The sequence below is a fragment of the Vibrio ishigakensis genome, from assembly GCF_024347675.1.
In the GTDB taxonomy this organism is placed as follows: domain Bacteria; phylum Pseudomonadota; class Gammaproteobacteria; order Enterobacterales; family Vibrionaceae; genus Vibrio; species Vibrio ishigakensis.
Window position 1 is genome coordinate 1,240,107 of sequence record NZ_AP024882.1, and the last position, 24,532, is coordinate 1,264,638.

Below are 24,532 nucleotides of genomic sequence, written 5' to 3' on the forward strand. Positions count from 1 at the left end.
CTTTCTTGACGTAGATTTACCTCAGAAAAGTAATGTAACAAATTATTCTCATACAAATTTCTGTGAGGTTGCCATACTTATTAGGTAGTTCTCCAAAACACAATGTTCGGAACAAGGGGTAAAGCAATATGAAAAAAGTAATTGCAATCACACTGGCCACGCTGTTCTCGCTTGCAACAGGTCTAGCTCATGCAGGCTTAAACGGAGACAAAGTAGGTCAAGATAACCGTCAACACCTACTCGATACGAACCAATCTACAATGAGCTACGCAGATGGTTCGAACGAAAGCGTTGATAGCGATTTTGATTGGTCAAAGTCTAACAATAAGAAACGCTAGGCTAGGTAAATAGATAGCCTGAGAGAAAAAAAGCCGTGAGCGTATAAACGCTGGCGGCTTTTTCAATATATGGACCCGGATAATTATCCTTGCAGTACCTCAAGCTGAAACTCGGTGCTAACCTCACCCAGAGTAAGATACACACTATCTTCACTGCACATCACACTGAAATCATTGGTGCGCTCTAGACCTTGTTCTAGAGATTGTATGGCTTCACCGCTTAGTTTGACGATGGTTACGTCTAGCTGAGATAGCTTGCCTTGGTTCTTGGTAAACCACATCTGAGATTTAGAATCGCCAAATGGATAGACCGCAACCTTAACGCCAGAGCGGGCTGCCTTTTTCAAACGATCGACGCTTGGTTCACCCACTTCAATCCAGGTTTGTAGAATGCCTGCATCATCGTGTTGCCAGATGTCCGGCTGCTCTTGATCAGAAAGTCCTTTGGTAAAGGCAAGCTCCGGGGTGTAGTTTAGGGCGAAGGCTACCATACGAGCCAACATGCGCTCTTTGGTCTCTGAAGGGTGTAGCGCTACCGTAAGGTTGAAGTCGTCGAATTTATTTTGATTAGTATCCGCTAGATTCACGCGGAATTTGTAGATAGTAGGTTTTAAGGCCACAACGTCATGCCTGACAAAAGAAATTTGCCGAGATTATAACGAAGTTTGTATGGCACAGATATGAAAAAGAAAGGCGGGGAATAAGAAGAGGGCCGACATAATGTCGACCCTTAAGAATTACAGTGCTTTGATTTGTTCAGCTTGAGGGCCTTTTTGGCCGTCAGTTACAACAAATTCTACTTTCTGACCTTCAGAAAGGGAACGGAAACCGTCACCAACGATTGCTGAGAAGTGTGCGAATACATCTGGTCCATTTTCCTGTTGGATGAAACCAAATCCTTTAGTGTCGTTGAACCATTTTACGGTGCCGGTTACTGTGTTTGACATTGTCGATTTTCCTTAACAATAAAAATATAGCCAATAAAAGGGGGAAGCTTTATTGGGTTGGCTTCTTTCGCCCTCGAAAGCCAGTTTATGAACATCCTTGTATAAGTCAACGACCCAAGTATTTGTTTTATGTATAGATTTTCATTTCTGTTACCTTGTCTGCATTTTTTATAATCATATTTCAAAGATTATTTATTTGTCATTTGAGTGCAAAAAAACAGCACTGTTTTGTGTGGCACAAATAATTGGGTATAGTGTCGGAAACAAATAAGGATGGTATTTAATTATGCAAGCAACTGTATCTTGGGTAGATGATTTTAAATTTATCGGCGAGTCTCAATCTGGTCACTCTGTAGTGATGGACGGCAGTGGCGGCAAGACTGCACCAAGCCCGATGGAAATGGTTCTGATTGCGGCGGGCGGTTGCAGCTCTGTTGATGTAGTTGACGGTCTGAAAAGTGCTGAACAAGCAGTAACTGGCTGTGTGGCAAAGCTTTCGAGTGAACGTCGTGAGGTTGCGCCTAAGTACTTCACTGCCATTAATATCCACTTTGAAGTATCAGGTGAAAACCTAGACCCTGAACTAGTGGCTAAGGTATGTGCCGATTCTCTTGAGAAGTATTGCTCAGTTTGTTTGATGATAGGTAAGGGCGTTGAAATGACCCATACCTGGGAAATCGTTTAAAACAAAAAATGCCCATCGAGTGATGGGCATTTTTTTTAAGATTCTGCGTCTTGTTTTTGCTGATTCTCAGGACGCTCGTCTTCGTGATTCTGGTAGTAGTATTCCCAGATCTCAGTTTTCTCTTCGTCTGAGATTTCGCAATAGGTCACACGCTGATCGTTCTCGTTCGCGCGAGTGATGTCATGGCCTTCCTGAACGCAGTACATTGACGCTTTACTTGTGATTGGATCCCAATCTTCAACGGTGTACTCATCAGGCTCGCTTGCACAACCTGCAAGGATGGCTGCACCCGCAACAACGGTCAACAATAGGCTTTTTTTCATTCTTGTGGCTCCAAAGACCATAGATGTTTCAAATTATCTCTTTCAGTGTACGAGATATACTAATTAATTCAATAGCTAACGATGAAACTCGTCTGAACTGAGTATATACTCCGCACACTATTATTACGAAGTATTACGGCCAATCGATGCGACACCTTCATACAGCCAAACACCCCGACATAGAACATCTAGATACAGCAACTATCGTTCAGCGCCAAGCCACCCGAGCCATAGCGGTGCGTGGCGACAAGATCTTGCTTCTTTACACTGCGCGTTATGAAGATTATTCGCTACCCGGTGGCGGGGTAGATCTGGGTGAGGACCTGATTGAAGGCATGGTGCGAGAGCTTCAAGAGGAGACAGGCGCGCAGAATATCCGCGATATCAAGCCTTTCGGTGTATATGAAGAGTTTCGCCCTTGGTACAAGGATGACGCAGATGTAATGCACATGCACTCTTATTGCTACACCTGCCATGTGGACAAAGAGTTAGGCGAGCCAAACTTTGAAGAATATGAGATTAAAAATGGCATGCGCGCCGAGTGGGTGAACATCCATGATGCTATCGCACACAACGAGAAGACCATGGCGCACAGCGAAAAGCAGGGCTTAAGTATTCAGCGAGAGACCTATCTGCTGCATCTGATTGCCAAAGAAATGCTTTAGTTGGTTTGCTTTAAAAACTGACCCGGCGTTAAACCAAAATGATTCTTAAATGCGCGAGTAAAATGGGACTGATCATTAAACCCGAGTTCGTGCGCCACTACGGCAATATTCTCTGAAGAGAGCAGAGCTTTGGCTTGTTCCAGTCGTTTACCCATTAGGTATTGATAAGGCGTAGCGCCGGTGAGCTTTTTAAACTCGCGCAGAAAATAAAACTTACTGCATCTTAGCAGGTCAGCTAAGTCATCCACCGAGATGTTGTTGCCAATATTCTGTTCAATATAGCTATCTATTCTCGCCATTTGTCCTTGGTCGAACTTAGATGCCGACAGTTGGTCGTTTTTAAGATCAAAGTAGTTGGAATAATTCTGAATGTAGTGCGTGGAAAGCAGAGATATCAGGTTATTCAGATAGGCTTTTCCATTCCTCCCCTTAGACTTTGTCTCTAGGACAAACAGCTCCATTATCCCTTTAATGGTGTCGTCCATTACGTTGTAGTTATTCAGGAAGTTGAGCTCTAAACCTTCTAGCCCGAGAGGGCAGTGAGAGAGGAATTCTGACTCTTCAATAGCCAGAATCAAGAAGTAGCAAGGCTCAGAGATTTCGTGGGTAAAAGGCGTTTTCGGCGGGTTAATCCAGATGTTGCCCGGGCTGGTCTTCAATGCCGACAAGGTGCCATCTTTTTCAGCGCTCCAACTTAGGTCTCTATCTAGCGCCATAGCGAAATAAAAATAAGGCGTATACACGTTAGTCGGATAGAAGTGTGGCGAGTTTCCTTTTTCTAAAACTACCCCTTTCCATTCTAGGTTTGCGTTTGAAAATTCTATCTCTAACACCTCGCCACAATCGGAGGCTTGTTGGGTTTCAAAATCAAAGAATTCTAGATGGGACTTCATACTCATATCTCGAGGATTGCTCTTACTAATTTGTTTATTTTTAAGCAGTTATATCCGCGCGTCAATAAAGTACAAAAGTTTGAGCAGTAATGTTCAATCCCTTTCATAGGTCGAGCGCTAATCTAAACCCATCTAAGCAAGCAACGAAAGGGAGTAAGCAAATGTTTAGAAAACTGATTACCTTATTACTAGCCGCGACATCGGCATTCGCAGTCAACGCCAAACAGGAGATCTTTATGCAAGCCATTCAACTAGATACTCGAGTCGGTCAATTAGAAGCAAACCTCTATATGCCTACTGGCGTCGAAAGACCGCCTGTGGTTATCGTCACTGGGGCGTGGACAACGGTTAAGGAACAAATGCCGGCGGTGTATGCCCAAAAGCTAGCTCAAAATGGCTACGCGGCAGTGACCTTTGATTTTCGTGGCTGGGGCAAATCTGAAGACTCGGTTCACTATCTAGAGGACCCAAGTCGTAAAACCGAAGACATTCGCGCCGTGATCGACGCTGTGGCCTTGCTAGAACAGGTAGACGGCAATCGCATTGCGGGTTTGGGCATCTGTGCATCGGCAGGCTATATGTTGGATGCAGTCTCTCACAATGACAAGGTACGCTCGGTGGCTGTGGTTGCTCCTTGGCTACATGATAAAGCCATGGCAACGGCTATCTATGGTGGTGAAGAAATTGCGGCGGGACTTTTGGCAGCAGCTCAGCAAGCCGCTAACTCTGCTACTCCAGTTTATATCGAAGCTGCTAGCACCACCAATGACGGTGCGCTGATGTACCAAGCGCCATATTACACAGAAACCGACCGTGGTTTGATCCCTGAGTACGACAACAAATTCAACGTGGCCTCTTGGACTGGTTGGTTAAATTATGATGCTCAAGCGGGTGCAAGCTCTCAAGACAAACCTGTGTTTATGGTAGCCTCCGAGGCGATGGCATTGCCTGCTGGTGCCCATCAGTATCTTGATAACTCTGGTGAAAACGTGAAGGCGGTATGGCTTGAAGATATCACCCAGTTCGAATTTTACGACCAACCAAAGGCAGTCGGCCTAGCAAGCGATGCTGTTGCTGAGCACTTTGCGGTAACTCTATAAGGAGTGGGTGATGAAAGCATTTAAAGGATTACTTTTCATCATGCTAGGTCTGGTGTCTGCGTCGATAAGTGCGCAGACCCTTGATGAAGCCAAGGTTCGTTCGGCTATCAATGGCTTTTCTACCTTTGCAGACCAGGGAGCTTACGAATATCTTGGACGCTTGTTTGCACCAGAGCTGACTGTTGACTACACCTCTTTGTTTGGTGGTGAGACTTCCAAGGTAAAGAGGGAAGATTTGCTAAAACAGTGGGCAGGGTTTCTACCTGGGTTTGATGCCACCTTTCATGACCTCAGTAATGTGCAGGTGACTGTTAGCGGTGACAAAGCAACGGCAACGGCTGACATCACCGCAAGCCATTATTTGGGTGAAGGCTTTTGGGCTGTATCAGGAAGTTATGATTTTGCTTTGGTTAAGTCGGATGAAAATTGGCAAATCAGCGCCATCAAGATCAACGCAACCAGTGAAGAGGGAAGCCGAGATATTCTTGCTGAAGCGCCCAAGTTTGCAGAAGCGAATCTTGAGCAGCGTCAGGCAAGACTGGTCAAGGATTAGAAAGGCCCATTAGGAAAGCGAAAGGCCTTCGTTTGATAAACATAAAGGAGCTCAAAGTGAGCTCCTTTTTTGCGTTGTGTGCTAGCGAGGTGGGCGCATTACCCTAGACATATCCCTTCTATGCTAGGAGAAGGCTTTATTCAATTCATCAATTTCAGCTTATCAAATGACTCAGTCCAATCGGGTAATAAAAGTCTGCTCGTCATCCACAAAAGCTACAAACCCGCCGTGATAGATAAACACTCGACCACGCCCTTCAACTAAACAGGCAAGCTGTGGGTTCAAATCTTCTTTGTTATTTTGACTTTGAAATGTGCCAGTATCTGTGACCACGCCGTCGAGTCTAGGCAAATATCCATAAGTGCGCTTAGCTTGATCAATCAGGCTTAACTCGCTGGTGGTAGAGAAGCAAGAGGGGATCGCACCGGCGTCTTCGATAAACATAGTTTTGAATTCTTCAAAAGCTGTAATCACCAGCCAGTCGATGTCGTTAACACGATGGATAAACATAGAATTTCTCGATAAATCTGATTTGGAGATCTTATCACTATCAGGGTAGGACTTAGTAGAGTTTTAGTCGCTAAAGAGCGGAATTGTGTACCAATTCAGAACATTCACCAAGTCAACTTGAGACATGTTTTTATACATTGCAATTGCTGAAATACTATCGATCCTTGTGGTAAGTTAATTTTTAATTGATTGGTTTTGGGCTTTAGATTGAGGGCCTTGAAAGAGCGCTAGGCGTTCAAAAGGAAACTGGCATGGAAGTGACAATTGGAACGTCTCCAGAGCTTATCGAGCAAGCTCAGGCTATACGATTTCAAGTATTTAGCGTTGAGCAGAGCATCCCAAATGAATTGGATTTTGATGGACTAGACAGCGCCTCTGTTCATGCTCTGGTTATGGATGGCAACCAAGCGATAGCAACCGCTCGTTTATTGATAAACCCAGATGGCTCTTCAGTAATGGCGCGAGTTGCAGTTCTTGAGGCATATCGTGGTAATGGCATTGCCTCTAAAGTTGTGACGTCGCTGATGAATTACGCGAAGCAACAAAGTGTCGATTTCATCGAAATTCATGCACATAGTTTTCTTCGAAACTACTACCAAAAGTTCGGTTTTGATTTTATCCAAGAAGTCGAGGTAGTCGGTGGGCATCAACTAATCGAAATGCGCTACCATTCACCGCGCTCAGAACAAGCGGTGTCGAGCACTAATACTGATGCCGCATCTTAACCCAAGCTAGCACTCTTGCTGCCCATCTCTAGTTAAAACTTGAGGCACCTTGTCCGGTTTGGCATAAGAAAGGCGATGTATCATATCTGTTCTATGGTAGCTATCTAGCCCAGAGACACACACGATTTGCATTGATTCTACATCTACATATCCGTCTTTTCTCACTGCATTCGAAGGCAATGTGACTCGTTCTATTTCTCCAATGATCAGCTCGGTTCCATTGATGGCTAACGTTTGATGCTCTCGCAGTCGCATCGCTATTTTGAGTGGGCTTTGCTCAACAAATGGAGCAGGATGGTTGTCGAGGTATTGGGGTGTAAGCCCAGTTTGGCGAAACTCGGATACGTCAGCCGGATAGCGCGCTGAAGTTTGGTGCGCTTGTTTCGCAATTGGTCTTGTCACTGAATTGATGGTGTAGACACCTGTAGCAAGAATGTTCTCTAAGGTGTGCCTTTCGACGCTACTGGGGCGAATAATAAACCCCATCAGTGGTGGGTTAGCTCCAAGGTGAAACACAGAGCTGACGATTGACAAGTTCTCTTGTCCTTCAGAGTCGACGGTGCCAATGAGGTTGGCGCTTTTAAAACCCGACAGACTATTAATAAACCGCGCACGAAAGCGATCTTCCATTTCTGATAATGCATTCTGGTTAAAAATGGTTTGCATTGATTTATCTTCCTTATTTTAAAGTATTGCCATCGTAAGAAGCTAATAATAGTGGCTTCTCAAATTATCATTGCTCAGTACCGAGTTAGTCAGGCACTATTTCTTCGAAACACAAAAGAGATACGTAGGTGATCGTCATAGCGATTTAAGCCGTAGCAAAAGCCGTTTAAGCAGGAAAAATTATATGGCCTCAGTCTACGTAAGCGTTGGAAGCAACATTAATCGTGAACACCACGTCAAGGAATCTCTCAAAGCATTAAAAAATCGCTTTGCACCTTTGACTATTTCTAATTTCTACGATTGTGAACCTGTAGGTTTTGAAGGGGACAATTTCCTCAACTTAGTCGTCGGATTTGAATGCTGTCTCCCAGTGGGCGAGTTGGCTAAGGTTCTACAGCAAATCGAATTGGATAGTGGCCGTCTGCGCGAGAATAAAGAGTGGGCCTCACGCACTTTAGATATCGATATCCTCCTTTACGACAATAAAGCGGGCATTATCGACGGGGTAGAGCTTCCGAGAGGCGAAATCACGGAATACGCTTTTGTGCTCAGACCCTTAGTCGATGTCGCTGGGCAAAAACTTCACCCAACCTTGAATATCTCGTATCAACACATCTGGAATAACTTCGACCAGATGAGCCAGAAAACCGAACCCATATCTTTTGAGAACAGTTTCAGCTAGTCAGTGCTCTCCTGTATACAAAACAGCTAACCGCCTGAGCTGTATTGATCTTTTCCTCTAGCAGCCACGTAATTTTCATCACGCTCTAAGGATTGGAAATCGATATGAATCACAACGCAATTATCACCATCACAAATCTCAGATTGAGAACCTATATAGGTTTCAATGAAGAAGAGAAAACTAAGCAGCAAGACATCGTTATCAATGCTGAAATCCATTATCCAGCTAACAACCTTTGTCTCTCAGATGATGTCGACAATGCGCTTAATTACAAAAACATCTGCAAAAAAATTATCCAACACGTCGAAGTTGGCCGGTTCCTACTATTAGAAAAACTCACCAGTGATGTGCTCGGCATTTGTGTCGACCACCCCTGGGTGAAATATGCTCAAGTGAGAATAGACAAGCCACATGCATTGCGTTTCGCAGACTCCGTCTCGCTCACCCTGAGCTATGAAGCAGATCACGACAGTAATTCACAAGGAGCAAGCTAATGTTGAGCAAAGAAGCTGAAATAGTAAAAGAAGCACTGCTGGCAAAGGGGCTTGAAACTCCGATGACACCGAGCGAAATGAACAGCGACCAGAAATATAACCGTATCAAAGGGTTGTTAACGGAGGTCGTTAGTACTCTCGGGCTGGATTTAACTGATGACAGTCTCGCAGAAACGCCTCATCGCATCGCCAAGATGTATGTACATGAGATTTTTTCTGGACTCGATTACGCTAACTTCCCAAAAATCAGCGTCATCGACAATAAAATGTCCGTTGATGAAATGGTCAAGGTGTCAGAGATAGACTTAACCTCGACATGTGAACACCACTTCATCACCATCGACGGGTTAGCACAGGTCGCCTATATCCCTGAGTCTAAGATTCTGGGGCTGTCCAAGATAAACCGTATCGTTCGATTCTTTGCTCAGCGACCTCAGGTTCAAGAGCGCCTCACTCAGCAAATCCTCGTTGCCATACAGGCTCTGGTGGAGACCGAGAACGTTGCCGTCACTATTACCGCGACTCACTATTGCGTTAAATCAAGAGGCGTTATGGATGCAAACTCTGAGACCACCACAACTGCATTAGGTGGCATTTTCAAAACTAACCCTCAAACCAGAGCCGAGTTTTTACGATGAGTGAGACAATTCTAATTACCGGTGTGGGTAAGCGATTAGGGTTTGCTTTGGCGCTGCAACTCTTAACGGACGGATATAAAGTGGTCGGCACCTACCGCAGTGACTACCCTCATCTGCAGCTTCTGCGCGATAGAGGGGCAGATTTACAACAAGTGGACTTTTGTAAAGAAGGCAGTTTGGCGAACTTCCTTGACTACGTTAGTCAGGAGTTCAGGGAGCTCAGAGCTATCATACATAACGCCTCTGACTGGAAGCCGGAAAACAAGAAAGACCCTAGTGATAATGCAGTGTCCATCATGAATCAGATGATGACGGTTCACGCTACCGTGCCCTACCTAGTCAACCTAACCCTTAAAGACCAACTGACATCTGGCGACAAAACGTCAGACGTCATACACATCAGTGACTACGTTGCGGAAAAAGGCAGTAAAAAACACATCGCTTATGCGGCGAGTAAAGCCGCACTTAACAATCTCACGCTTTCGTTTTCAGCAATGATGGCTCCCAAGGTAAAGGTAAACACAGTCGCCCCAGCCATGCTTAAATTCAATGAACACGATGACGAGGCTTACAAGGCTAAAGCTCTGCAAAAAGCGCTGATTCCAACAGAGGCGGGCTTTGAAGAGGTGATCGACGGCATCAAATTCATCTTGGCTAGTCGCTATATGACCGGACGAACTTTGCATCTTGATGGCGGTAGGCATTTGAAGTGATGACTACAATAGGATGAGGCTCTCTCTTACGAGACATGTAGTCATCTAAACCAAAATCCCAATACCGAGCTAACTAATTTCGCTAGCTCAAATTTGTTTACGCTATTCGTCCATCCTCTTCATCTCTACTCTCCACCCTAGTGACCAGCAGTTGATCCACTTTGTAGTCATCGATGTCGACCACCTCAAACTTGTAACCAGAGAAGGTAACAGAATCGGTGCGACGCGGAATCTTTTTCAGCATAAAGATCATAAAACCAGCGATAGTCTCGTAGTTCTGTGAGTGTGGCAGTTCGTCTATTTGTAATATGCGCATCACATCTGTGATAGGGGTTACACCATCGATCAACCAAGAATGCTCATCACGGGCCACAATCTGCTCTTCACCCTCGGCTAGCACCCAACTGCCCATGGCTGCGCTTTGTAAATCATTAAATGTCACTACGCCAAGCACCAACGCGTATTCGTTCATTACCACTGCGAAGTCGACGCGGTTGGCCTTAAAATATTCCAACGCTTCAGACAGGCTCAATGTATCAGGGATGATAGGGCAGGCTTGCACAACACTGCTGCTTTTTAAATCCAAGGTCTGATCATTAATGAGTCGAATCAATAGCTCAGTAGAATTGACAAAGCCCTTAATCGCATCAAGATGTCCGTCGCAAACCAGAAATTTGTGATGCGGGTTATCAGCGATTTTACGCTTAAGCATATTTTCATCGTCGCTAAGTGAGAGAAACGCAATGTCTTCGCGCGGCGTCATGGCTGAAGTAATCGGAATAGACTGCATTTGAAAGACGCTTTCCATCATTTGTTGCTCGTTGGTATCGAGCACGCCTGCTTCCGCGCCGGCATCCATCACCGCGTAAATATCATCACTGGTGATGTCGTCATTACGCTCGGCAGGCACACGAAGCAAACGAAAAATTAGATTCGCCAAGCCGTTAAACACCAACACGAAGGGCTTGAGGACTAAGATGCACACCAATAACGGCTTAACTAGGGTCAAAGCAACGGTTTCGGGTATCGCCATAGCAATACGTTTAGGCATCAGGTCGGCAATCAAGATAAACAGACTGGTTACTAGGGTGAAGGAGAGCACAAAACTCGTCTGCGCGACCCAATTTGCAGGAAGCCAATGGCTAAGGATAGCTGCGATATAAGGGGTAAATGCGGACTCCCCGACGATACCGCCCATGATAGCAACCGCGTTTAGGCCAATTTGCACAACGGTAAAGAAATCACCCGGGTTTGTTTGCAGACCAAGAACCAAAGTGGCTCGATCATCACCATCGTCTGCCAACTGGCGCAGGCGAATTTTTCGCGCTGCGGCCAACGAGATTTCTGACATGGAAAAAAAGCAACTGATTAAGATCAGCGCCATGATAATAAACAGGTTTTCAACTAGGCTCATCGAGGCTATCCGAATAGAAAATTGGCGCTATTTTAGCCACAAGTGACGATGAGATTTAGAAAACCTCCACGAAATCATTTTATCGTGACGATAACCGAATTAGCAGGCTGTTTGTCTATTGTTTTCAAACACTTGTCAGTGATGGTGATGTCCCGTACGCTCGTGATTTACTCATTATCTATAAATAGGAAGTTTTCGTAATGCATAAGTCAGATAAAAAGATCGAGAATCTAATCAGGAACGTACTGACCGAAGTATGTGAAGACACATTGAAAGGATACGATGGTTTTCTTTGGGTGACTCACACAGTTCAATTCTCTTCTTTTCCACAAAGCTTAAAAATAGTGTGCGTATTTGAAACCAATCAAGACAGAGCAAACTTTTTAGTTGGAGAAGGCCAGCAGCATATCTCATCAACTATCCAAAAGGCATTTAATAAGGTTGGGGTACAGCTAAAAAACGTAAGCAAGCAAATCAGTTACGAGACACGGTAAAGGTCAGTGTTGAAGCTTTGTTACTTAATACGCTTTTAAACGATAGAGATAAACGACATGAAGAAACAAAAGAGTCCCTGTATCGATATTTGTGATTTTTCAAACTCTAAAGGATGGTGTTTGGGTTGTAGCAGAACTCAGGAAGAATGCAAAAAATGGAAAACCATGAAGCCTTACGCCACAAACATACTTCAGAAGGAACTGAAAAGAAGATTATCACAAATGAAAATCGATTAGGTGCAAGATAAGTGTGCCTCTGACACACTTTTGCCCCAATAAGAGTTAGAGCATAAGCTGTCATATGTAATGTAAATATGGTTTTTCCTTCTTAAACTAATTCGAAATACGGCGGACAACACCAACTGAGTTTGTTAGCTCAAACTACTACGATAAGAGGATCATGGTTTCTTAACCAACTCAGAAAGCAAGTGAATGACGGTTGATTTTGGCTTTGCTTTGCTGTAACTCTTTCAGTTAGTTACTTTATTATGAGGCTTCGGCACAGAATATAGTGATTAACTCATGCAGCCAATCAGCTCTAAATTTCTGAAGTAGCTACACCAAGTTACTCAACGAAGCCTCTAGATGTTATTTTCACTGTCTAGGTACCTGTGCATATTCTTCCTCAACACTATCCCTTTTGCATTTCGCTGTCTCTATGGTGAGCAGATAGGTGCTTGGTTAAGATTTTATCTAGTGCTTTGGTATCACAGGGTTTTGTTAGAACTTCATTACAACCACTATCCAGCATCGTTCTTCTCGTTTCATCAAAGGCATCAGCTGTATATCCAACTATGAGAGGTTGCTTAGGTATGCTTGCTCGTCGTATCAATCTAGTGACTTCAATGCCATCTTTGATAGGCATATGATTGTCCATGAAGATACAATCAAAATTTTGCTCTAGAGCTAATTTCAAGCCAGATTCACCTTCTGTTGCCAAAAAGCAACTGAAATGACGATTAACCAAATGTCTTTTTAATAAGATTGCGTTTACTGAATTATCTTCGACGATCAATGCCCGATATCCAGAGCCGTCAAAGGTTTTTGTGTCATCATGTAGTTTCTGATTAGGTTCTGCCATTTCAAAATGATTAATTGGTAATGTGACAATAAACTCACTGCCTTTTCCAACTTCGCTGGTAACCTCAATCGAGCCGTTCATTGCCTTGATTATTTCTGATGTGATAGCCAAGCCTAAACCTGTTCCACCAAATTTGCGGGTTGTATCATCTTCGGCCTGGACGAAAGGTTTGAAAATTTTGTCGATTTTGGACTCGTCGATACCGACACCAGTATCCGCTATTTTTAAGGTGAGTTGGCCTTCTGTGTTACTACCAGTGATGACTGTTGCAAGTGATATATAACCCTTTGAAGTAAATTTCAGCGCGTTACCAACGAGATTTTGTAGGACTTGCATCAGTCTTTTGTTATCGCTCATGAGCATGACTGAATTTGTATTCACATTGGAATCGAATAAGAAACGGATCCCTTTTTCCCGACAAAGAGGCTCATAAAGGCTCTTTATTCCTTGAGTTATGCTTTTCAAAGGGAACATGACATTGTTAATTTGAATCTCAGATGACTCGATTTTAGAGAAATCAAGTATGTCGTTGAGCACAGACAGCATATGTCGACCTGACTGCATTTGAATGCTGACACATTCTGCTTGCTCTTGGTTCAAGTTCGTTTCTTCAAGCAACTCGCCCATGCCCAATATTCCATTCATAGGTGTTCTAAGTTCATGACTCATTGTTGCCAAGAATCGAGATTTGGCAGTGTTTGCAGCTTCAGCTTGAATGGCTTTTTGTTTAAGTTCGTTCTCTAACTTAACTCTATCGGTTATATCACGCTCTACCGCCATAAAGCCTTCTAATTGACCAGTTTCACTATATAGAGGTGTTATCGCTGCTTCGATCCAATATGGATTTCCGTTTTTGTGGTAATTGAGAAGTTCAAAATCCCCGTGGACCTCTTGATTGATTGCGTCTCTAATTGCTTTTTTGACTGTAGAGGATGTTTTCTCCCCTTGAAGTAAGTCACCAGGCTTCTGCCCTATCAATTCTTCCGAACTGTAGCCAGAGAGCTGTTCAAATGCTTGGTTCACCCATGTGGTTTTGATGTCAGTATCTGTGAATATCACTGCGTCACGCATATGTCTCGCTACTCGCGCTAAGCGAGTAGACTGCCGCTCTTTTTCGGCTAATGCTAATTGGGATTCATATAGGGCTTGATAAGGAGAGACGATGTATTTCTTACCAACAAAGTAAAGTAGGACAATAGAGATGAATGTGGCTAAGCTTAGGCCTTTAAATAGACTGGTGAACAGTTTGTGCTCTGCGTCTAAAAAGACCGTAGGGGACACGGCGAAAGTGACACTCAAGTCTGTGCCTGGTATTTGATGAGTTTCGGATTCCCATCCTTCAGGAACAGACATTTTCCAATCAAAATGGCTTTGACTGAGACCAAACCAATAGGTATTTTCTTCATTTTTCCCCAGTGGAAGGTCACTGTCGCTCAGCGGTACCGTATAGATGCCGAGACCTTCTGGGCTGCCGTTGTAAGAAATAGGTGTGGTTACTACTAGTGTCGTTTTCTGCCCATCATGGAAGAACGTGTAGCTTGGCTCATTCAAAAGACTTTCATTGTGAATGCCCTGTTGTAACAGTTCTTTTAAAGCTAGAGGTCGTTTGGTTTCTCCATAAATACTCTCCCCAAGGACATCATAGATACAGAAATGTCCTTCTTGGTTGGGTACCTTGATGGTGGCTAATGTGTCCTTTAATGCGTTTACATCGCTCACGCCTTCCAAAGCTGTAGCTTGAACTAATGAAAGTGAAACCATTTCATTCAAGGTTTTCTGGTGGAATTTGAGAAACTCAACAAAGTAGTGCTCCATACTTGCGAAACGTGAAGCGTTACTCTCTTGTACAATTTCGTTAGCGGTCCTCTGAGATTGAAACTTGATAAAACCAAGGCTCACAATCGCGAACGTAAGCGCACCGAAAATAATGAACAACGAAAAAAAATGCAGGCCATTGTTTTTATTAAATCTCATTATGGTCTTCCTGCAATTTCATTATTTGATTTTGGCTCTATTTTAATGGCGTTATGTTCATCAAATGTCGCCATACACAAGTCTTTTGCACCCAATGCTTCGTGAGCGTCTATGTTGTCTCTACTGAATGCTGAGAACGGAGTGTTATAGGTTTTAATAAGACCCTCGATTGGGCTATGCAATGATTCCAGCGCCAGTTTTAACTGTTCGCTATTTTTATTTTTGTCATGAGTTAATGTAACTTGCTGCATTGCTACGATGAAAATCCTAGCTAAATCGTAACCATGGATAAATCCAGCAGGCGCTTGGATGTCGGTATCTTTTATTTCATTAGGAAACATGCTTCGGGCGCGCTCAAGAACTTTCTTTTGCTGCTCATTAAGTGGAGAGCTGTAGAAATTGAAGCATGATTGAATAAACTTAAGGTTCACTCTATCTCGCTTTTCTTTACTGACTTGCTGTGGGAAATTTCCCCCGGTTATTCCCCAATGACTGAACACCTTAAAATCTGCATTCACATCAGATACGGCTTCAATGAGCAATCTACCTTCTCGAGCATTCGATACGAGTAAGACACAATCTACCTGTTGGGTTATCAGTTCACGAATCATAAGGCGAGCATTGTTGTCTTGAATCCCCCAATTGAACCAAGTTGACTTTACTGTTCCTTTAAATTGATGTGGGAGAGCGCCTCGCATAGCCCTATCGTTGGACTTGCCCCATCCTGTATTTTCAAGAAGTAGGTGTATGTTTTGACATTGTGCGTCGATGGCTTGCTTTATAAGGATTGGGCCTACTTTTGAGTCATCAACTGAAAGTCTAAATATATAGTTATTTTCAGCGCTTGGGTGGCGTGTAATCGGGCCTCCTGCCGCCCAAGGCACAAGTGTTAGTATTTGTGATTCGTTTAAAAAGTCTCTGTACTTGATTAATGGGGGAGAGTGGAGTCCGCCAACATATGCTAACCCCTCTGGGTCATTTTTGAACATGCGCATGTTTTTCAGACTTCGTTTAACATTCCCTCTATGGTCAAGGGTTATGAACTCTATCTTACTGTCGCCTATTCGATTATTCACTTCATCAAAGGCCACTTTGAACCCCATTTCTATAGACCGAGCAGAAGCAAAGTAACTAGTCCGATCAGCATCCAAATAGATTTTGAATACCTCCTCGTCTGCGCGAGAGCCAATAGCGATGAACATTACAAAGGTGGTGATTAAAATCCGTTTTATAATCATTTTTAACGTATCTTGGAAATTGAACTTGCTATCCAGTAAGAAAGGATAGATGTAAGAAAATTCAAGATTACTTACTTAAAAGTTTATAGCTGAATTAAAAGTTCCAATGAGGGAGTCGAAGAAAATTGCAAAAAGGAACTAACACAATTTTATCCATGACTATCTTGCTGAGGACATCAGTATTGCTTTTCTAAAATCGTTGTTGGTCAATAATTCGAAGGAGGCCAACATGAAAATGCAATTAACTAGAATAGGTAGTGGTATAAAAAGACCATTTAAACTGGAGGAAATCTGGCGAATTAGAACTCTATTGGAGTTAGAAAATGACCTTATGCAACTTGCATTATTAAATTTGGCTATTGATAGTAAATTAAGGTCAAGTGATTTACTAAAACTTCGGGTATATGATGTTTCGTCTGAAGGTGTTGTTCACGAACGAGTGCAGTGTTTGCAGCAAAAAACGGGCTTTGACGTGCATTTTGAAATCACGCCAAGGACTCAGCAAAGTATTGGTCGCTGGCTATTCTCATCTTCACTGGATGGAACCTGCTATCTTTTCCCTAGTTCACGTCGTAAAGGACAATCTATCAGTTACTCGTTTTATCGTTCCATAATAAGAAACTGGGCAAGTAAACTAGGCTTGAATGCTGATAACTATGGAGCACACTCTATGCGACGTACGAAAGCCACCCTCATCTATGCTTGGACAAAGAATATCAGGGCAGTGCAAATCTTACTTGGACATACCAAGCTAGACAGTACGATTCGCTATCTTGGTGTTGAGTTGGAAGATGCTCTAAGACTATCTGAGCAAACAGATTGCTAGAAATCAAACCGCAGGCTTTTCAAAGCACTGAGAAGCCTATACCCCACTATCGTTTAGAGCATAAGTCGTAAGTGCCTCGCAACGAAGCCACCAGAGGCTACTTTCATTTATGGCCTATGTTTTTGAGCTCTACAGCATTATGTCTTTCCAATATCCAATCCTTGGCTTGTTTTCTAGGCATTGCCCTGGAAAACAGGAACCCTTGGCAAAGCTCAATTTGGTTGGCACGTGCCAAGTCTAAGTGTTCTTGTTGTTCGACGCCCTCGAGTATTGTGGAAAATCCGAGAGCTGAAGAAAGCTGCGTAATAGCTTTAATTACCGCATGTGCATCAGACTTTAGGTCGACATTTAGCGTGAAAGATTTGTCTATCTTCACCGTATCGAACACTTTACTAATTAACAGATCCAAAGAAGCGTTGCCTGTCCCAAAGTCGTCCAGTTGAAGTGAGAACCCTAGTTCTCGAAGTTTTAGCAAGGCTGTTAGGGCAGATTCCTTGTTTTTGATGATGGCTGTCTCAGTCAGTTCAAGAGGGAAGTGGCGAGGATCGATTGTTCCTCTGTCGATATGTTCTTTTAAAAGGTTAAAGAGACTGTCATTCTCTAGTTGTAGTGCTGATACATTGACTGAAACATTAACGTCAAAGCCTAACTCTTCTAATTCCTGTCTAAACGCGATGGCTTCTTCAACCACAGTCTTACCGACGGTAATGATGTCGCTTGTCTCCTCTAGGATTGGGACAAACTCATCTGGACCAATCAATCTGCCGTTGTACTCTTTGTTGAGACGCAGTAGCGACTCAAATCCAACCACGCGACCATCAACTGTCGATATCTGCGGTTGGAACCAAACTTCAAATGCATCATTTTCGCAAGCGAATTTAATGTGTTGAGTGATGTCGAACTTGTACCAGCTCGCCTGTTGCAGTTTGTCACTAAATATACTGACACCCCCACAATCTAGTGGGTTGCTCTTAGAATAGAACATTGCAGTATCGGCTTTAGCGAGCAGTTCTTCGAAATTCGTTCCGTGTTTAGGGTAAAGCGATACTCCGATTGAGCAGGATATCTTTAACTTATTTTCAGCAATAACCAGTGGTTCGTTTAGCGCTCCGTGCAGATGCCTAGCAAAGCTCTCTGTCGAAGCTTGGTCGCCATAATAGAGTGCGACGAACTCATCACCTCCAAGCCTTGCAACGACACCGTTCTGGTTTAGGAGCTGACTAATAAGGGAGCCTATGTGAATCAGGAGTTTATCACCAACTTCATGGCCTAAGTTGTCATTGATTGATTTAAAGTTATCCATATCAATGAACAGTAAGCCAAACGAAGTGGAAGGTGTTTGCCTGTTTTTGAACATGTTGCTCAATGCACGCCTGTTGGGAAGACCTGTCAGAAAATCCGTATGTGCTTGTTGTAAGGCGTTGTCTTCAGCCAATTGACGTAGTTGTACTTCTTCCTCAAGTTCTACCTTGCTAACAGTCGTTTGCTTTAGAGATATAAGAAGTTCCTCAATTTTTGACTGAAGAACTGACCATTCATGTATTCTCGTGGATTTGTATTTTCTCTTACCTTGATTGCTACCTGTCATATTGACGGCGTCGCTGATAATACGAACTGGAGTAACTAGCGACACATAGATCATTGCAAACAAAAGACATACTAGGAGTACCCCTGAAACTACGACGATCTTTTGTTCCAGATTTAGTTGCTCAAGCTCGTCATAAGAGTGTTCTTGAACCTGCCTAACCAACATATCTAAATGTGCGATCAAGTTTTGGTTGTAAGTATCTAGGGTGTTGAGTATCCAATCGTAGCTTTTAGCACCACTCACATTTTGCAGTAGATGAAATTGAGTCCTGATCCGCGTTATGTCCGACGATACTCGCTCGATCATTACGGAGTCTCCCAGACCTGATGATTGAATGAGAGCTGAATACTTCTTCTCCACGCGGTCAATGGTATTCAACCAACGTGTTAATGAATCGGTTGATTTAGACTTGCTGTAGTCCGTGACAAGCATTCCAAGGGTATGCGTTTTTTGACTCAAGTCTAGCGCTTGTCGACCGACCTCAATGATCTCTTCTCGAACACGATTTTGTTTATCAGAAATGTAGATAAGCAACACGATGAAAAACACGAGTAGAGTAAGTATTGAAAGTAGGGCATGTTTGATACTAATCCTCATTGGTAACCACCGTCTGTTTTAAAGGCGCGATGCTTTCAAGGCTCTCTGTTCGCAATGCGAGCATAGGAACAAATCCTCTTCCTTCCTCTATACCAAGGTCCACAAGCCATGACATTTGTCTTTCCAGCAGTGGCACCAACGGCCGGTATAAAGAGACTTCCCACATACTGTCTTCTTTTAATGATTTCATGCTTTTGGGTGTGGCGCTTAGAGACTTTGAAAGTGTCGATATGACTTTCTCTTCGTCGCTGATAAACAATTTCTCTGCTTCAATGAGCGTAGTTAGAACTCGCGCTACATCTTTGGAACTCACTCGTTCATTTGCGAGCATTAATTCATGCTGAAGGTAGATGCCAGCGAATTGTTGAATGTAGACAGGCTTGGGAGGTGCTTTTTTTATCTGGCTTATGAAAGGCTCTCGAATGGTAATAAAATCGCATTCCCCTTCATATAAGCCCGTGACTAAATCGGAAATGTTAAGGTACTTAAAGGTGACATCTTTTTCTCCAGAATACTCAACCAGTAACTGACCGTAAAAATGCAAGGCCGACTGGTGTTGTGTGCACATTGTTTTCCCTTTCAACGCACTCAAATCATTGATGGGAGAAAGCGATGCTAGAGCATTTTGATTGTCTGAATCGAACACGGAAGCGACAATGCGGTAATTACTCAGCCTGTGTTGGTTGGCTAGGAAAGCAATATCTGCCACAAGGATAAAATCAGGGTCGACTTCTTGGTTAATAACTGATTTGAGGGCGAGCTTGCCACTAGGTCGGTCTATAACATGCAACTCAATATTATTTTTTTTAAAAAGGCCTTGTTCTTGCGACACCTTTACCAGTCCAAAGCCTGGCTGTACTCCAGTAATCAAGGAGAGCGAAATAGGCGTATCACGCTTGCTAATATCGTTGGACGGCTCAGAGCAAGCCATTAGAAGCGCTGATGCTAAAACGATTAGGTACTTGTACATACTCCATCCTTGGTAATACGCATATATTGGGTAGGTTAGGATACTTTTTCGGAGATACAAGAGTTTGTATGAGGCACTGTTTATGTACGAGTATTTTTTGGTTGATTCTCAGGCAATTTTTGCCAAGGGAAATTTCGTATCTTGCAGCTAAGAAGTGGAGGGTAGTATTTCAAGCTGAACTCGTGATTAGCTTTTTCACCACGTGGTAACAAGGCTCTATTAAACATTGATTAGTTGAGCCTTAGACTCTCTTTTATCAAGCGTTTTTCCACATCTCATTTGGTAGCATAAATCTCAATAGGGTTGAGATAACTTCAGATACAGAGCATTAAAGGCGCACGACTTGCTGCATAACATCTCTGCCCTCTGTCTCGACGTAGTTCAGAAAAACTTTCGCGATGGGTGACATAGGCACACTTGGTGTCCAGGAAAAAGACCATGTGGTTCTTATCGGTAAAGACTCAACGTTCACAACTTTCACGTCTTTAATGTTGCCGAAAGCGATAGTATGAGCGGATAGAATCGACACACCCAATCGAGACAATACTGAATGAATGATAGCTTCGTTACTGGCTATGGTCATTTTTATGTTTGGTTGATGCTGCTGCTTTTTGAAAAACGCTTCTGTGGCATACCTTGTCCCTGAGCCGACTTCTCGGATAAGAAAATCTTCTTGGCAAAACTCTTCAAGCGAAACGCTCTTCTTTTTTGCAAATGGATGATTCGATTCTGCAATCGCGACAAGGTCATTTGACATGAACTCTATTACGTCGAGGTCTAACTCTTCGGGTAGATGACTGAACACGTAAAAGTCATCAGCTCTGTTTTCAAGGCGCTCAATAACTTGCTGCCTGTTTGCTATTTTCAGCTGAATGTCGATCCCGGGATAGCGCTCACAAAATGGCCCTAGCAAGTGTGGAATGAAGTATTTGGCTGTGGTGGTAACCGCCAATCGGAGCGTTCCTGACTCCAATCCTCTTAGGCTAGAAAGACGCATATCTAGCTCTTCACAATCAAGAAGTATTTTTTTGGCTGTTTCAGCTGTTGCTAGTCCAGCGTCGGTGAATTTGAGCTTTCTTCCTACTTGATGGTAGAGGGGCAAACCAATGGCTTCAGTCAGTTTTTTTAGTTGCATGGACACCGTTGGCTGGGTCAAAAACAATGCTTCTGACGCACTCTTTATACTGCCGCCTTCATAAACCGCGAGCAAAATTTCCAACTGACGAAAGGTTCCGATATGAGCGTGTAATCTAGACGCCATGATTCTCCTCATTAGTATTTATACATATATGAATATCTATCCAAAGCATCGATATCATCTATTTTAATCTATGCCAAATCAAGAATAACATGGCCCCAAAATTCAGGGAGTCTGTTATGACACATAGAAACGTCGCTTTTTCAGCAATTACTATTTCGGCACTGATGGTGTTTTATTTTGTAGGTGCATTTATCGCCCATGATTCGTTTGGGTTTGTAACCGCAGCGGTTGTAGTAATCTGTTTTACAGTGCAAAACAAGATCAAGTTAGCCTCAAACAAAAGTAACAGTGTGGCGACGCAACGCACTATCGAGGGTCAATAACCTATGGCTATTGATGCGGTAGTTGCGTTTTTTATTTTGGGCGTCGTATGCAAGTTAGTCGGTGCCAAATTGCCATTTCCAGACGGCCTGTACAAAGCGCTCAGTATCTTTTTGATGATCTCAATTGGCCTCAAGGGAGGATTAGCACTTCAGCAACATACCGATTCTGACCTTATCGCTATGTCACTTGCCGTAATTGCGTTTGGTTTGTTGCTGCCATTAGTCGCTTACCCATTACTCAGATATTTCGGTCAGCTGGACAAGGTTGATGCAGGTGCAATTGCTGCACACTATGGCTCGGTAAGTGTTGCCACTTACGCCGTTGCTGTTGCTTTGCTTGAGGCTGGGGGCATCAGTTATGAAGCCTATTTCCCTCTGTTTGTTGTTTTGTTAGAGATGCCAGCAATTATCGTTGGACTGGCGCTAGCGAAAGGTAACTTAAAACTCATCAATCGAGATTTTGTTAGGAAAGAGCTGGTAGCGAACCCTAGCATTTTGCTGATGGTTGGTGGTTTGCTCATAGGTTATGCAGGTGGGCAAAGTGTACAAAAACTTACCCCATTTTTTGTCGAACTATTCCCTGGTGTATTGGCTCTTTTCCTCCTAAAGATGGGATTGATTGCAGGACAACAATTATCTGCACTTAAAGAGAACAGTTTGTTTTTAGTGTGCTTTGCCATGCTGATGCCAATGATCGGTGGTGTCGCTGGAACTGCTCTTGGCCTAGGTCTAGGTTTGAGTGCCGGAGGTATTACGCTAATGGCGGTATTGGGGGCGAGCGCTTCTTACATCGCAGTACCTGCAGCCATGAAAGAGAGCCTTCCCGAGGCCAATGCGGGTATGTCTATTACCGCCTCTTTAGGAATTACATTCCCCTTCAACGTCATAATCAATGTGCCTTTCTTAATCGCCATTGGCCAATATGTGGGCGATTTTTAAGCTCAATGCGATTTCCACGGAACAGAACAAATGCAAAAAATAACACTTGCGACTAAGCATCAAAAGAAGAGTTGGATTGAGCCGCATTTAAGACCGTTAGGATATTACCTGACTGAAACGGACGAGTTTGATACAGATTCATTGGGCATGTTTAGCGGAGAAGTCACTCGCACATTGCCTGCGTCAGAAGCGGCACTAATAAAAGCAAAACAAGCCTGCCTCTTGGGTAACACTCGATTGGGGCTAGGTAGCGAGGGGAGCTTTGGAGGAGGCCCTTATCCGGGACTGATCAACTGGAACACAGAGCTATTGTGTTTGTTTGACCAGAAAACTGATTCAGCGATTTATGCGATAGCGTCCGGTCCTATCCACACCGCATCATTAAAGCTCGATAAGGGGATAAGCGTTGAATCAGTTAGGCAGTCACTATCAGAGTTTTGCGGTCAAAAGTGGGTGTTGACTCATGAGTCTCAAATATACAAAAGCTTAACTTTAGATGATCTACTGCTGTGCATTCAATCCCGAAAAATTGAAGCCGGTGTAATTGAGCCTGACCTCAGAGCGATGAACAGTCCTGGTCGACAGCAGATGATTGCACGAGCAGCCACAGATCTGGCTACACGTTTGTCATCACACTGTCCTAAATGTGACGCCATAAACTATGTGGCAAAAAGAACGGTTAGTGGACTCTCATGCGGTCTGTGTTGCGCTCCAACACTGCAAATAAAGGCTCATGTTTATCATTGCGATACCTGCGGGGCGAATGAAGAGAAACCCGCAGAACAAAAGTCAGCAGACCCCACTTTTTGCCCGAGCTGTAACCCTTAAACAGTAAATTCAGCGAACTATAGAAACAAATGACAGAAATTTTATTACACGACAATGGCATCGAGCGCGCTAAACAGATGCTGATAAATGGCGAATGCGTAGCCGTCCCTACAGAAACGGTTTATGGACTTGCTGCCGATGCCAAGAATCCAGATGCTGTATTGAAAATATTCCAATTAAAAGGCCGACCAACTGATCATCCATTGATCGTTCATGTGCCTGATATCTCTCATATTGAGCATTGGGCCAAAGACGTGCCTGATTGTGTTGCAAAACTGGCTGGAGCGTTTTGGCCTGGCCCGCTGACTTTAATCCTAAATGCTAAAGAGGGTCTTGATAATCCGGTGACTGGGGGATTGAAAACCATAGCATTGCGAATCCCAGCTCAGCCATTGTTTTTACGTCTACTAAAAGAGCTAGATACTGGTTTGGCCGCACCGTCAGCGAACCGTTATAAAGGCTTAAGCCCAACAAGCTCAGAGCAGGTTTTTCAGCAGCTTAATGGCCGTATAAAAGCCATTCTTGATGGTGGGAAATGTGAACACGGGATCGAATCCACCATACTTGATGTAACAGGTGAACAACCAAGAGTGCTTCGCGCTGGGCCTATTAGTGCTTCTGACATTGAAGAGGTCATCAAGCAACCGGTAAGCCAGCCCAAGAAACACGATACTGTTGTCCCAGGTAACGTCGCGGCACACTATCAACCTGATACTCCTGTCAGTTTAATCTCACGAACGCTTCTGATGAAACATATTGACGAAGGTGACAATCAGGGCACTTGCTATCTGGTCTATTCGGATGAGTGTATCGAAGCGCTTGATCGCAATAAGGTGCCGAGAAATCGGAGAATAGAGCTGATATCTACGCCAGCAAAGTATGCGAAGCATTTGTACTTCTCTTTGTACGAGTTGGATAACTCTGAGACAACCGAGATAAAAGTCGAGGCCCCACCCAGAGATATAGATTGGAGTGCGGTGAATGATAGACTCTCAAGGGCTGCCTCTTTCGTTTTCTTCGACACTAAAAAGGGTATGGAATAGTTATAAAATCTGGCGCTCTGAGCA

29 protein-coding genes are annotated in these 24,532 nt (G+C 43.6%); 17 read left to right on the forward strand and 12 right to left on the reverse strand.

Features of this window, described 5'->3' with window-relative positions:
• The first annotated feature begins 128 nt into the window (after positions 1–128).
• Complete coding sequence (locus tag Pcarn_RS19395; protein ID WP_261835966.1) at positions 129–338, forward strand: hypothetical protein; 210 nt, start codon at positions 129–131, stop codon at positions 336–338.
• Positions 339–421: 83 nt separating this feature from the next.
• Here Pcarn_RS19395 and Pcarn_RS19400 read toward each other — a convergent pair whose 3' ends face one another.
• Positions 422–958, reverse strand: a complete 537-nt coding sequence (locus Pcarn_RS19400; protein ID WP_261835967.1) for a YaeQ family protein — start codon at positions 956–958, stop codon at positions 422–424.
• A gap of 117 nt (positions 959–1,075) precedes the next feature.
• Positions 1,076–1,285 carry a cold-shock protein gene (locus Pcarn_RS19405; protein ID WP_261835968.1) on the reverse strand — a complete coding sequence of 70 codons (210 nt, stop codon included), beginning with the start codon at positions 1,283–1,285 and terminating at the stop codon, positions 1,076–1,078.
• A gap of 286 nt (positions 1,286–1,571) precedes the next feature.
• Here Pcarn_RS19405 and Pcarn_RS19410 point away from each other — a divergent pair, with 286 nt between their 5' ends.
• The gene (locus tag Pcarn_RS19410) at positions 1,572–1,970 is read left to right on the forward strand and encodes an OsmC family protein (RefSeq protein WP_261835969.1); all 399 of its coding nucleotides are present in this window, start codon (positions 1,572–1,574) and stop codon (positions 1,968–1,970) included.
• Positions 1,971–2,005: 35 nt separating this feature from the next.
• Here the strand turns inward: Pcarn_RS19410 and Pcarn_RS19415 are convergent, their stop codons facing one another.
• Positions 2,006–2,293: a putative hemolysin gene (locus Pcarn_RS19415; protein ID WP_261835970.1), complete on the reverse strand. Its 288-nt coding sequence runs from the start codon at positions 2,291–2,293 to the stop codon at positions 2,006–2,008.
• Positions 2,294–2,439: 146 nt separating this feature from the next.
• On the opposite strand from Pcarn_RS19415, the gene Pcarn_RS19420 reads away from it, so the two are divergent.
• Positions 2,440–2,958, forward strand: a complete 519-nt coding sequence (locus tag Pcarn_RS19420; RefSeq protein ID WP_261835971.1) for an NUDIX hydrolase — start codon at positions 2,440–2,442, stop codon at positions 2,956–2,958.
• Here the strand turns inward: Pcarn_RS19420 and Pcarn_RS19425 are convergent.
• Complete coding sequence (locus tag Pcarn_RS19425) at positions 2,955–3,851, reverse strand: helix-turn-helix transcriptional regulator (protein WP_261835972.1); 897 nt, start codon at positions 3,849–3,851, stop codon at positions 2,955–2,957. The genes Pcarn_RS19420 and Pcarn_RS19425 overlap by 4 nt on opposite strands.
• 236 nt (positions 3,852–4,087) lie before the next feature.
• Here Pcarn_RS19425 and Pcarn_RS19430 point away from each other — a divergent pair, with 236 nt between their 5' ends.
• On the forward strand, positions 4,088–4,951 hold the full coding sequence (locus Pcarn_RS19430; protein WP_315972708.1) for an alpha/beta hydrolase: 864 nt from the start codon (positions 4,088–4,090) through the stop codon (positions 4,949–4,951).
• 10 nt (positions 4,952–4,961) lie between these two features.
• The gene (locus Pcarn_RS19435; protein ID WP_261835974.1) at positions 4,962–5,504 is read left to right on the forward strand and encodes a nuclear transport factor 2 family protein; all 543 of its coding nucleotides are present in this window, start codon (positions 4,962–4,964) and stop codon (positions 5,502–5,504) included.
• Between the two features lie 171 nt (positions 5,505–5,675).
• Here Pcarn_RS19435 and Pcarn_RS19440 read toward each other — a convergent pair whose 3' ends face one another.
• On the reverse strand, positions 5,676–6,014 hold the full coding sequence (locus Pcarn_RS19440) for a cytosolic protein (protein WP_261835975.1): 339 nt from the start codon (positions 6,012–6,014) through the stop codon (positions 5,676–5,678).
• A 251-nt stretch (positions 6,015–6,265) separates the two neighbouring features.
• On the opposite strand from Pcarn_RS19440, the gene Pcarn_RS19445 reads away from it, so the two are divergent.
• The gene (locus tag Pcarn_RS19445) at positions 6,266–6,739 is read left to right on the forward strand and encodes a GNAT family N-acetyltransferase (protein WP_261835976.1); all 474 of its coding nucleotides are present in this window, start codon (positions 6,266–6,268) and stop codon (positions 6,737–6,739) included.
• A 6-nt stretch (positions 6,740–6,745) separates the two neighbouring features.
• Here the strand turns inward: Pcarn_RS19445 and Pcarn_RS19450 are convergent, their stop codons facing one another.
• Positions 6,746–7,405 carry a flavin reductase family protein gene (locus tag Pcarn_RS19450; protein ID WP_261835977.1) on the reverse strand — a complete coding sequence of 220 codons (660 nt, stop codon included), beginning with the start codon at positions 7,403–7,405 and terminating at the stop codon, positions 6,746–6,748.
• Positions 7,406–7,589: 184 nt separating this feature from the next.
• Here Pcarn_RS19450 and folK point away from each other — a divergent pair, with 184 nt between their 5' ends.
• From folK to folM, 4 genes are all read left to right on the forward strand, one after another.
• Complete coding sequence (gene folK, locus Pcarn_RS19455; RefSeq protein ID WP_261835978.1) at positions 7,590–8,087, forward strand: 2-amino-4-hydroxy-6-hydroxymethyldihydropteridine diphosphokinase; 498 nt, start codon at positions 7,590–7,592, stop codon at positions 8,085–8,087.
• 104 nt (positions 8,088–8,191) lie between these two features.
• Positions 8,192–8,581, forward strand: coding sequence for a dihydroneopterin triphosphate 2'-epimerase (gene folX / locus Pcarn_RS19460; protein ID WP_261835979.1), 390 nt, complete (start codon positions 8,192–8,194; stop codon positions 8,579–8,581).
• Entirely contained in the window at positions 8,581–9,219 is a 639-nt protein-coding gene (gene folE, locus Pcarn_RS19465) for a GTP cyclohydrolase I FolE (RefSeq protein WP_261835980.1), read from the forward strand. Before folX ends, folE begins: the two co-directional genes overlap by 1 nt.
• On the forward strand, positions 9,216–9,932 hold the full coding sequence (gene folM, locus Pcarn_RS19470) for a dihydromonapterin reductase (protein WP_261835981.1): 717 nt from the start codon (positions 9,216–9,218) through the stop codon (positions 9,930–9,932). The genes folE and folM overlap by 4 nt, the downstream gene beginning before the upstream one ends.
• Before the next feature lie 97 nt (positions 9,933–10,029).
• Here folM and Pcarn_RS19475 read toward each other — a convergent pair whose 3' ends face one another.
• Entirely contained in the window at positions 10,030–11,346 is a 1,317-nt protein-coding gene (locus Pcarn_RS19475) for a hemolysin family protein (protein WP_261835982.1), read from the reverse strand.
• Between the two features lie 200 nt (positions 11,347–11,546).
• Between Pcarn_RS19475 and Pcarn_RS19480 the strand changes: the two genes are divergently transcribed.
• Together Pcarn_RS19480 and Pcarn_RS19485 are read left to right on the forward strand one after the other, a co-directional pair.
• The gene (locus tag Pcarn_RS19480) at positions 11,547–11,840 is read left to right on the forward strand and encodes a Fis family transcriptional regulator (RefSeq protein WP_261835983.1); all 294 of its coding nucleotides are present in this window, start codon (positions 11,547–11,549) and stop codon (positions 11,838–11,840) included.
• 57 nt (positions 11,841–11,897) lie between these two features.
• The gene (locus Pcarn_RS19485) at positions 11,898–12,077 is read left to right on the forward strand and encodes a DUF1289 domain-containing protein (RefSeq protein WP_261835984.1); all 180 of its coding nucleotides are present in this window, start codon (positions 11,898–11,900) and stop codon (positions 12,075–12,077) included.
• A gap of 394 nt (positions 12,078–12,471) precedes the next feature.
• Here the strand turns inward: Pcarn_RS19485 and Pcarn_RS19490 are convergent, their stop codons facing one another.
• Together Pcarn_RS19490 and Pcarn_RS19495 are read right to left on the reverse strand one after the other, a co-directional pair.
• Positions 12,472–14,895, reverse strand: coding sequence for a PAS domain-containing hybrid sensor histidine kinase/response regulator (locus tag Pcarn_RS19490; RefSeq protein ID WP_261835985.1), 2,424 nt, complete (start codon positions 14,893–14,895; stop codon positions 12,472–12,474).
• Positions 14,895–16,133, reverse strand: a complete 1,239-nt coding sequence (locus tag Pcarn_RS19495; protein ID WP_261835986.1) for an ABC transporter substrate-binding protein — start codon at positions 16,131–16,133, stop codon at positions 14,895–14,897. The genes Pcarn_RS19490 and Pcarn_RS19495 overlap by 1 nt, the downstream gene beginning before the upstream one ends.
• Positions 16,134–16,362: 229 nt before the next feature.
• On the opposite strand from Pcarn_RS19495, the gene Pcarn_RS19500 reads away from it, so the two are divergent.
• A complete protein-coding gene (locus tag Pcarn_RS19500; RefSeq protein ID WP_261835987.1) occupies positions 16,363–16,959 on the forward strand; it encodes a tyrosine-type recombinase/integrase in 597 nt (198 codons plus the stop codon).
• 103 nt (positions 16,960–17,062) lie between these two features.
• On the opposite strand, the gene Pcarn_RS19505 is transcribed toward Pcarn_RS19500, so the two are convergent.
• The 3 genes from Pcarn_RS19505 to Pcarn_RS19515 form a co-directional block, all read right to left on the reverse strand.
• Positions 17,063–19,144 carry an EAL domain-containing protein gene (locus Pcarn_RS19505; RefSeq protein WP_261835988.1) on the reverse strand — a complete coding sequence of 694 codons (2,082 nt, stop codon included), beginning with the start codon at positions 19,142–19,144 and terminating at the stop codon, positions 17,063–17,065.
• Entirely contained in the window at positions 19,134–20,114 is a 981-nt protein-coding gene (locus Pcarn_RS19510; protein ID WP_261835989.1) for an ABC transporter substrate-binding protein, read from the reverse strand. The genes Pcarn_RS19505 and Pcarn_RS19510 overlap by 11 nt, the downstream gene beginning before the upstream one ends.
• Positions 20,115–20,442: 328 nt before the next feature.
• On the reverse strand, positions 20,443–21,375 hold the full coding sequence (locus Pcarn_RS19515; protein ID WP_261835990.1) for a LysR family transcriptional regulator: 933 nt from the start codon (positions 21,373–21,375) through the stop codon (positions 20,443–20,445).
• 116 nt (positions 21,376–21,491) lie between these two features.
• Between Pcarn_RS19515 and Pcarn_RS19520 the strand changes: the two genes are divergently transcribed.
• The 4 genes from Pcarn_RS19520 to Pcarn_RS19535 are packed head-to-tail and all read left to right on the forward strand — an operon-like array spanning position 21,492 to position 24,508.
• Positions 21,492–21,698, forward strand: coding sequence for a hypothetical protein (locus Pcarn_RS19520; protein ID WP_261835991.1), 207 nt, complete (start codon positions 21,492–21,494; stop codon positions 21,696–21,698).
• A 3-nt stretch (positions 21,699–21,701) separates the two neighbouring features.
• Complete coding sequence (locus tag Pcarn_RS19525) at positions 21,702–22,637, forward strand: sodium-dependent bicarbonate transport family permease (RefSeq protein WP_261835992.1); 936 nt, start codon at positions 21,702–21,704, stop codon at positions 22,635–22,637.
• A 30-nt stretch (positions 22,638–22,667) separates the two neighbouring features.
• On the forward strand, positions 22,668–23,465 hold the full coding sequence (locus Pcarn_RS19530) for a DUF6671 family protein (protein ID WP_261835993.1): 798 nt from the start codon (positions 22,668–22,670) through the stop codon (positions 23,463–23,465).
• A gap of 29 nt (positions 23,466–23,494) precedes the next feature.
• Positions 23,495–24,508, forward strand: coding sequence for an L-threonylcarbamoyladenylate synthase (locus Pcarn_RS19535; RefSeq protein ID WP_261835994.1), 1,014 nt, complete (start codon positions 23,495–23,497; stop codon positions 24,506–24,508).
• The last annotated feature ends 24 nt before the right edge of the window (positions 24,509–24,532 follow it).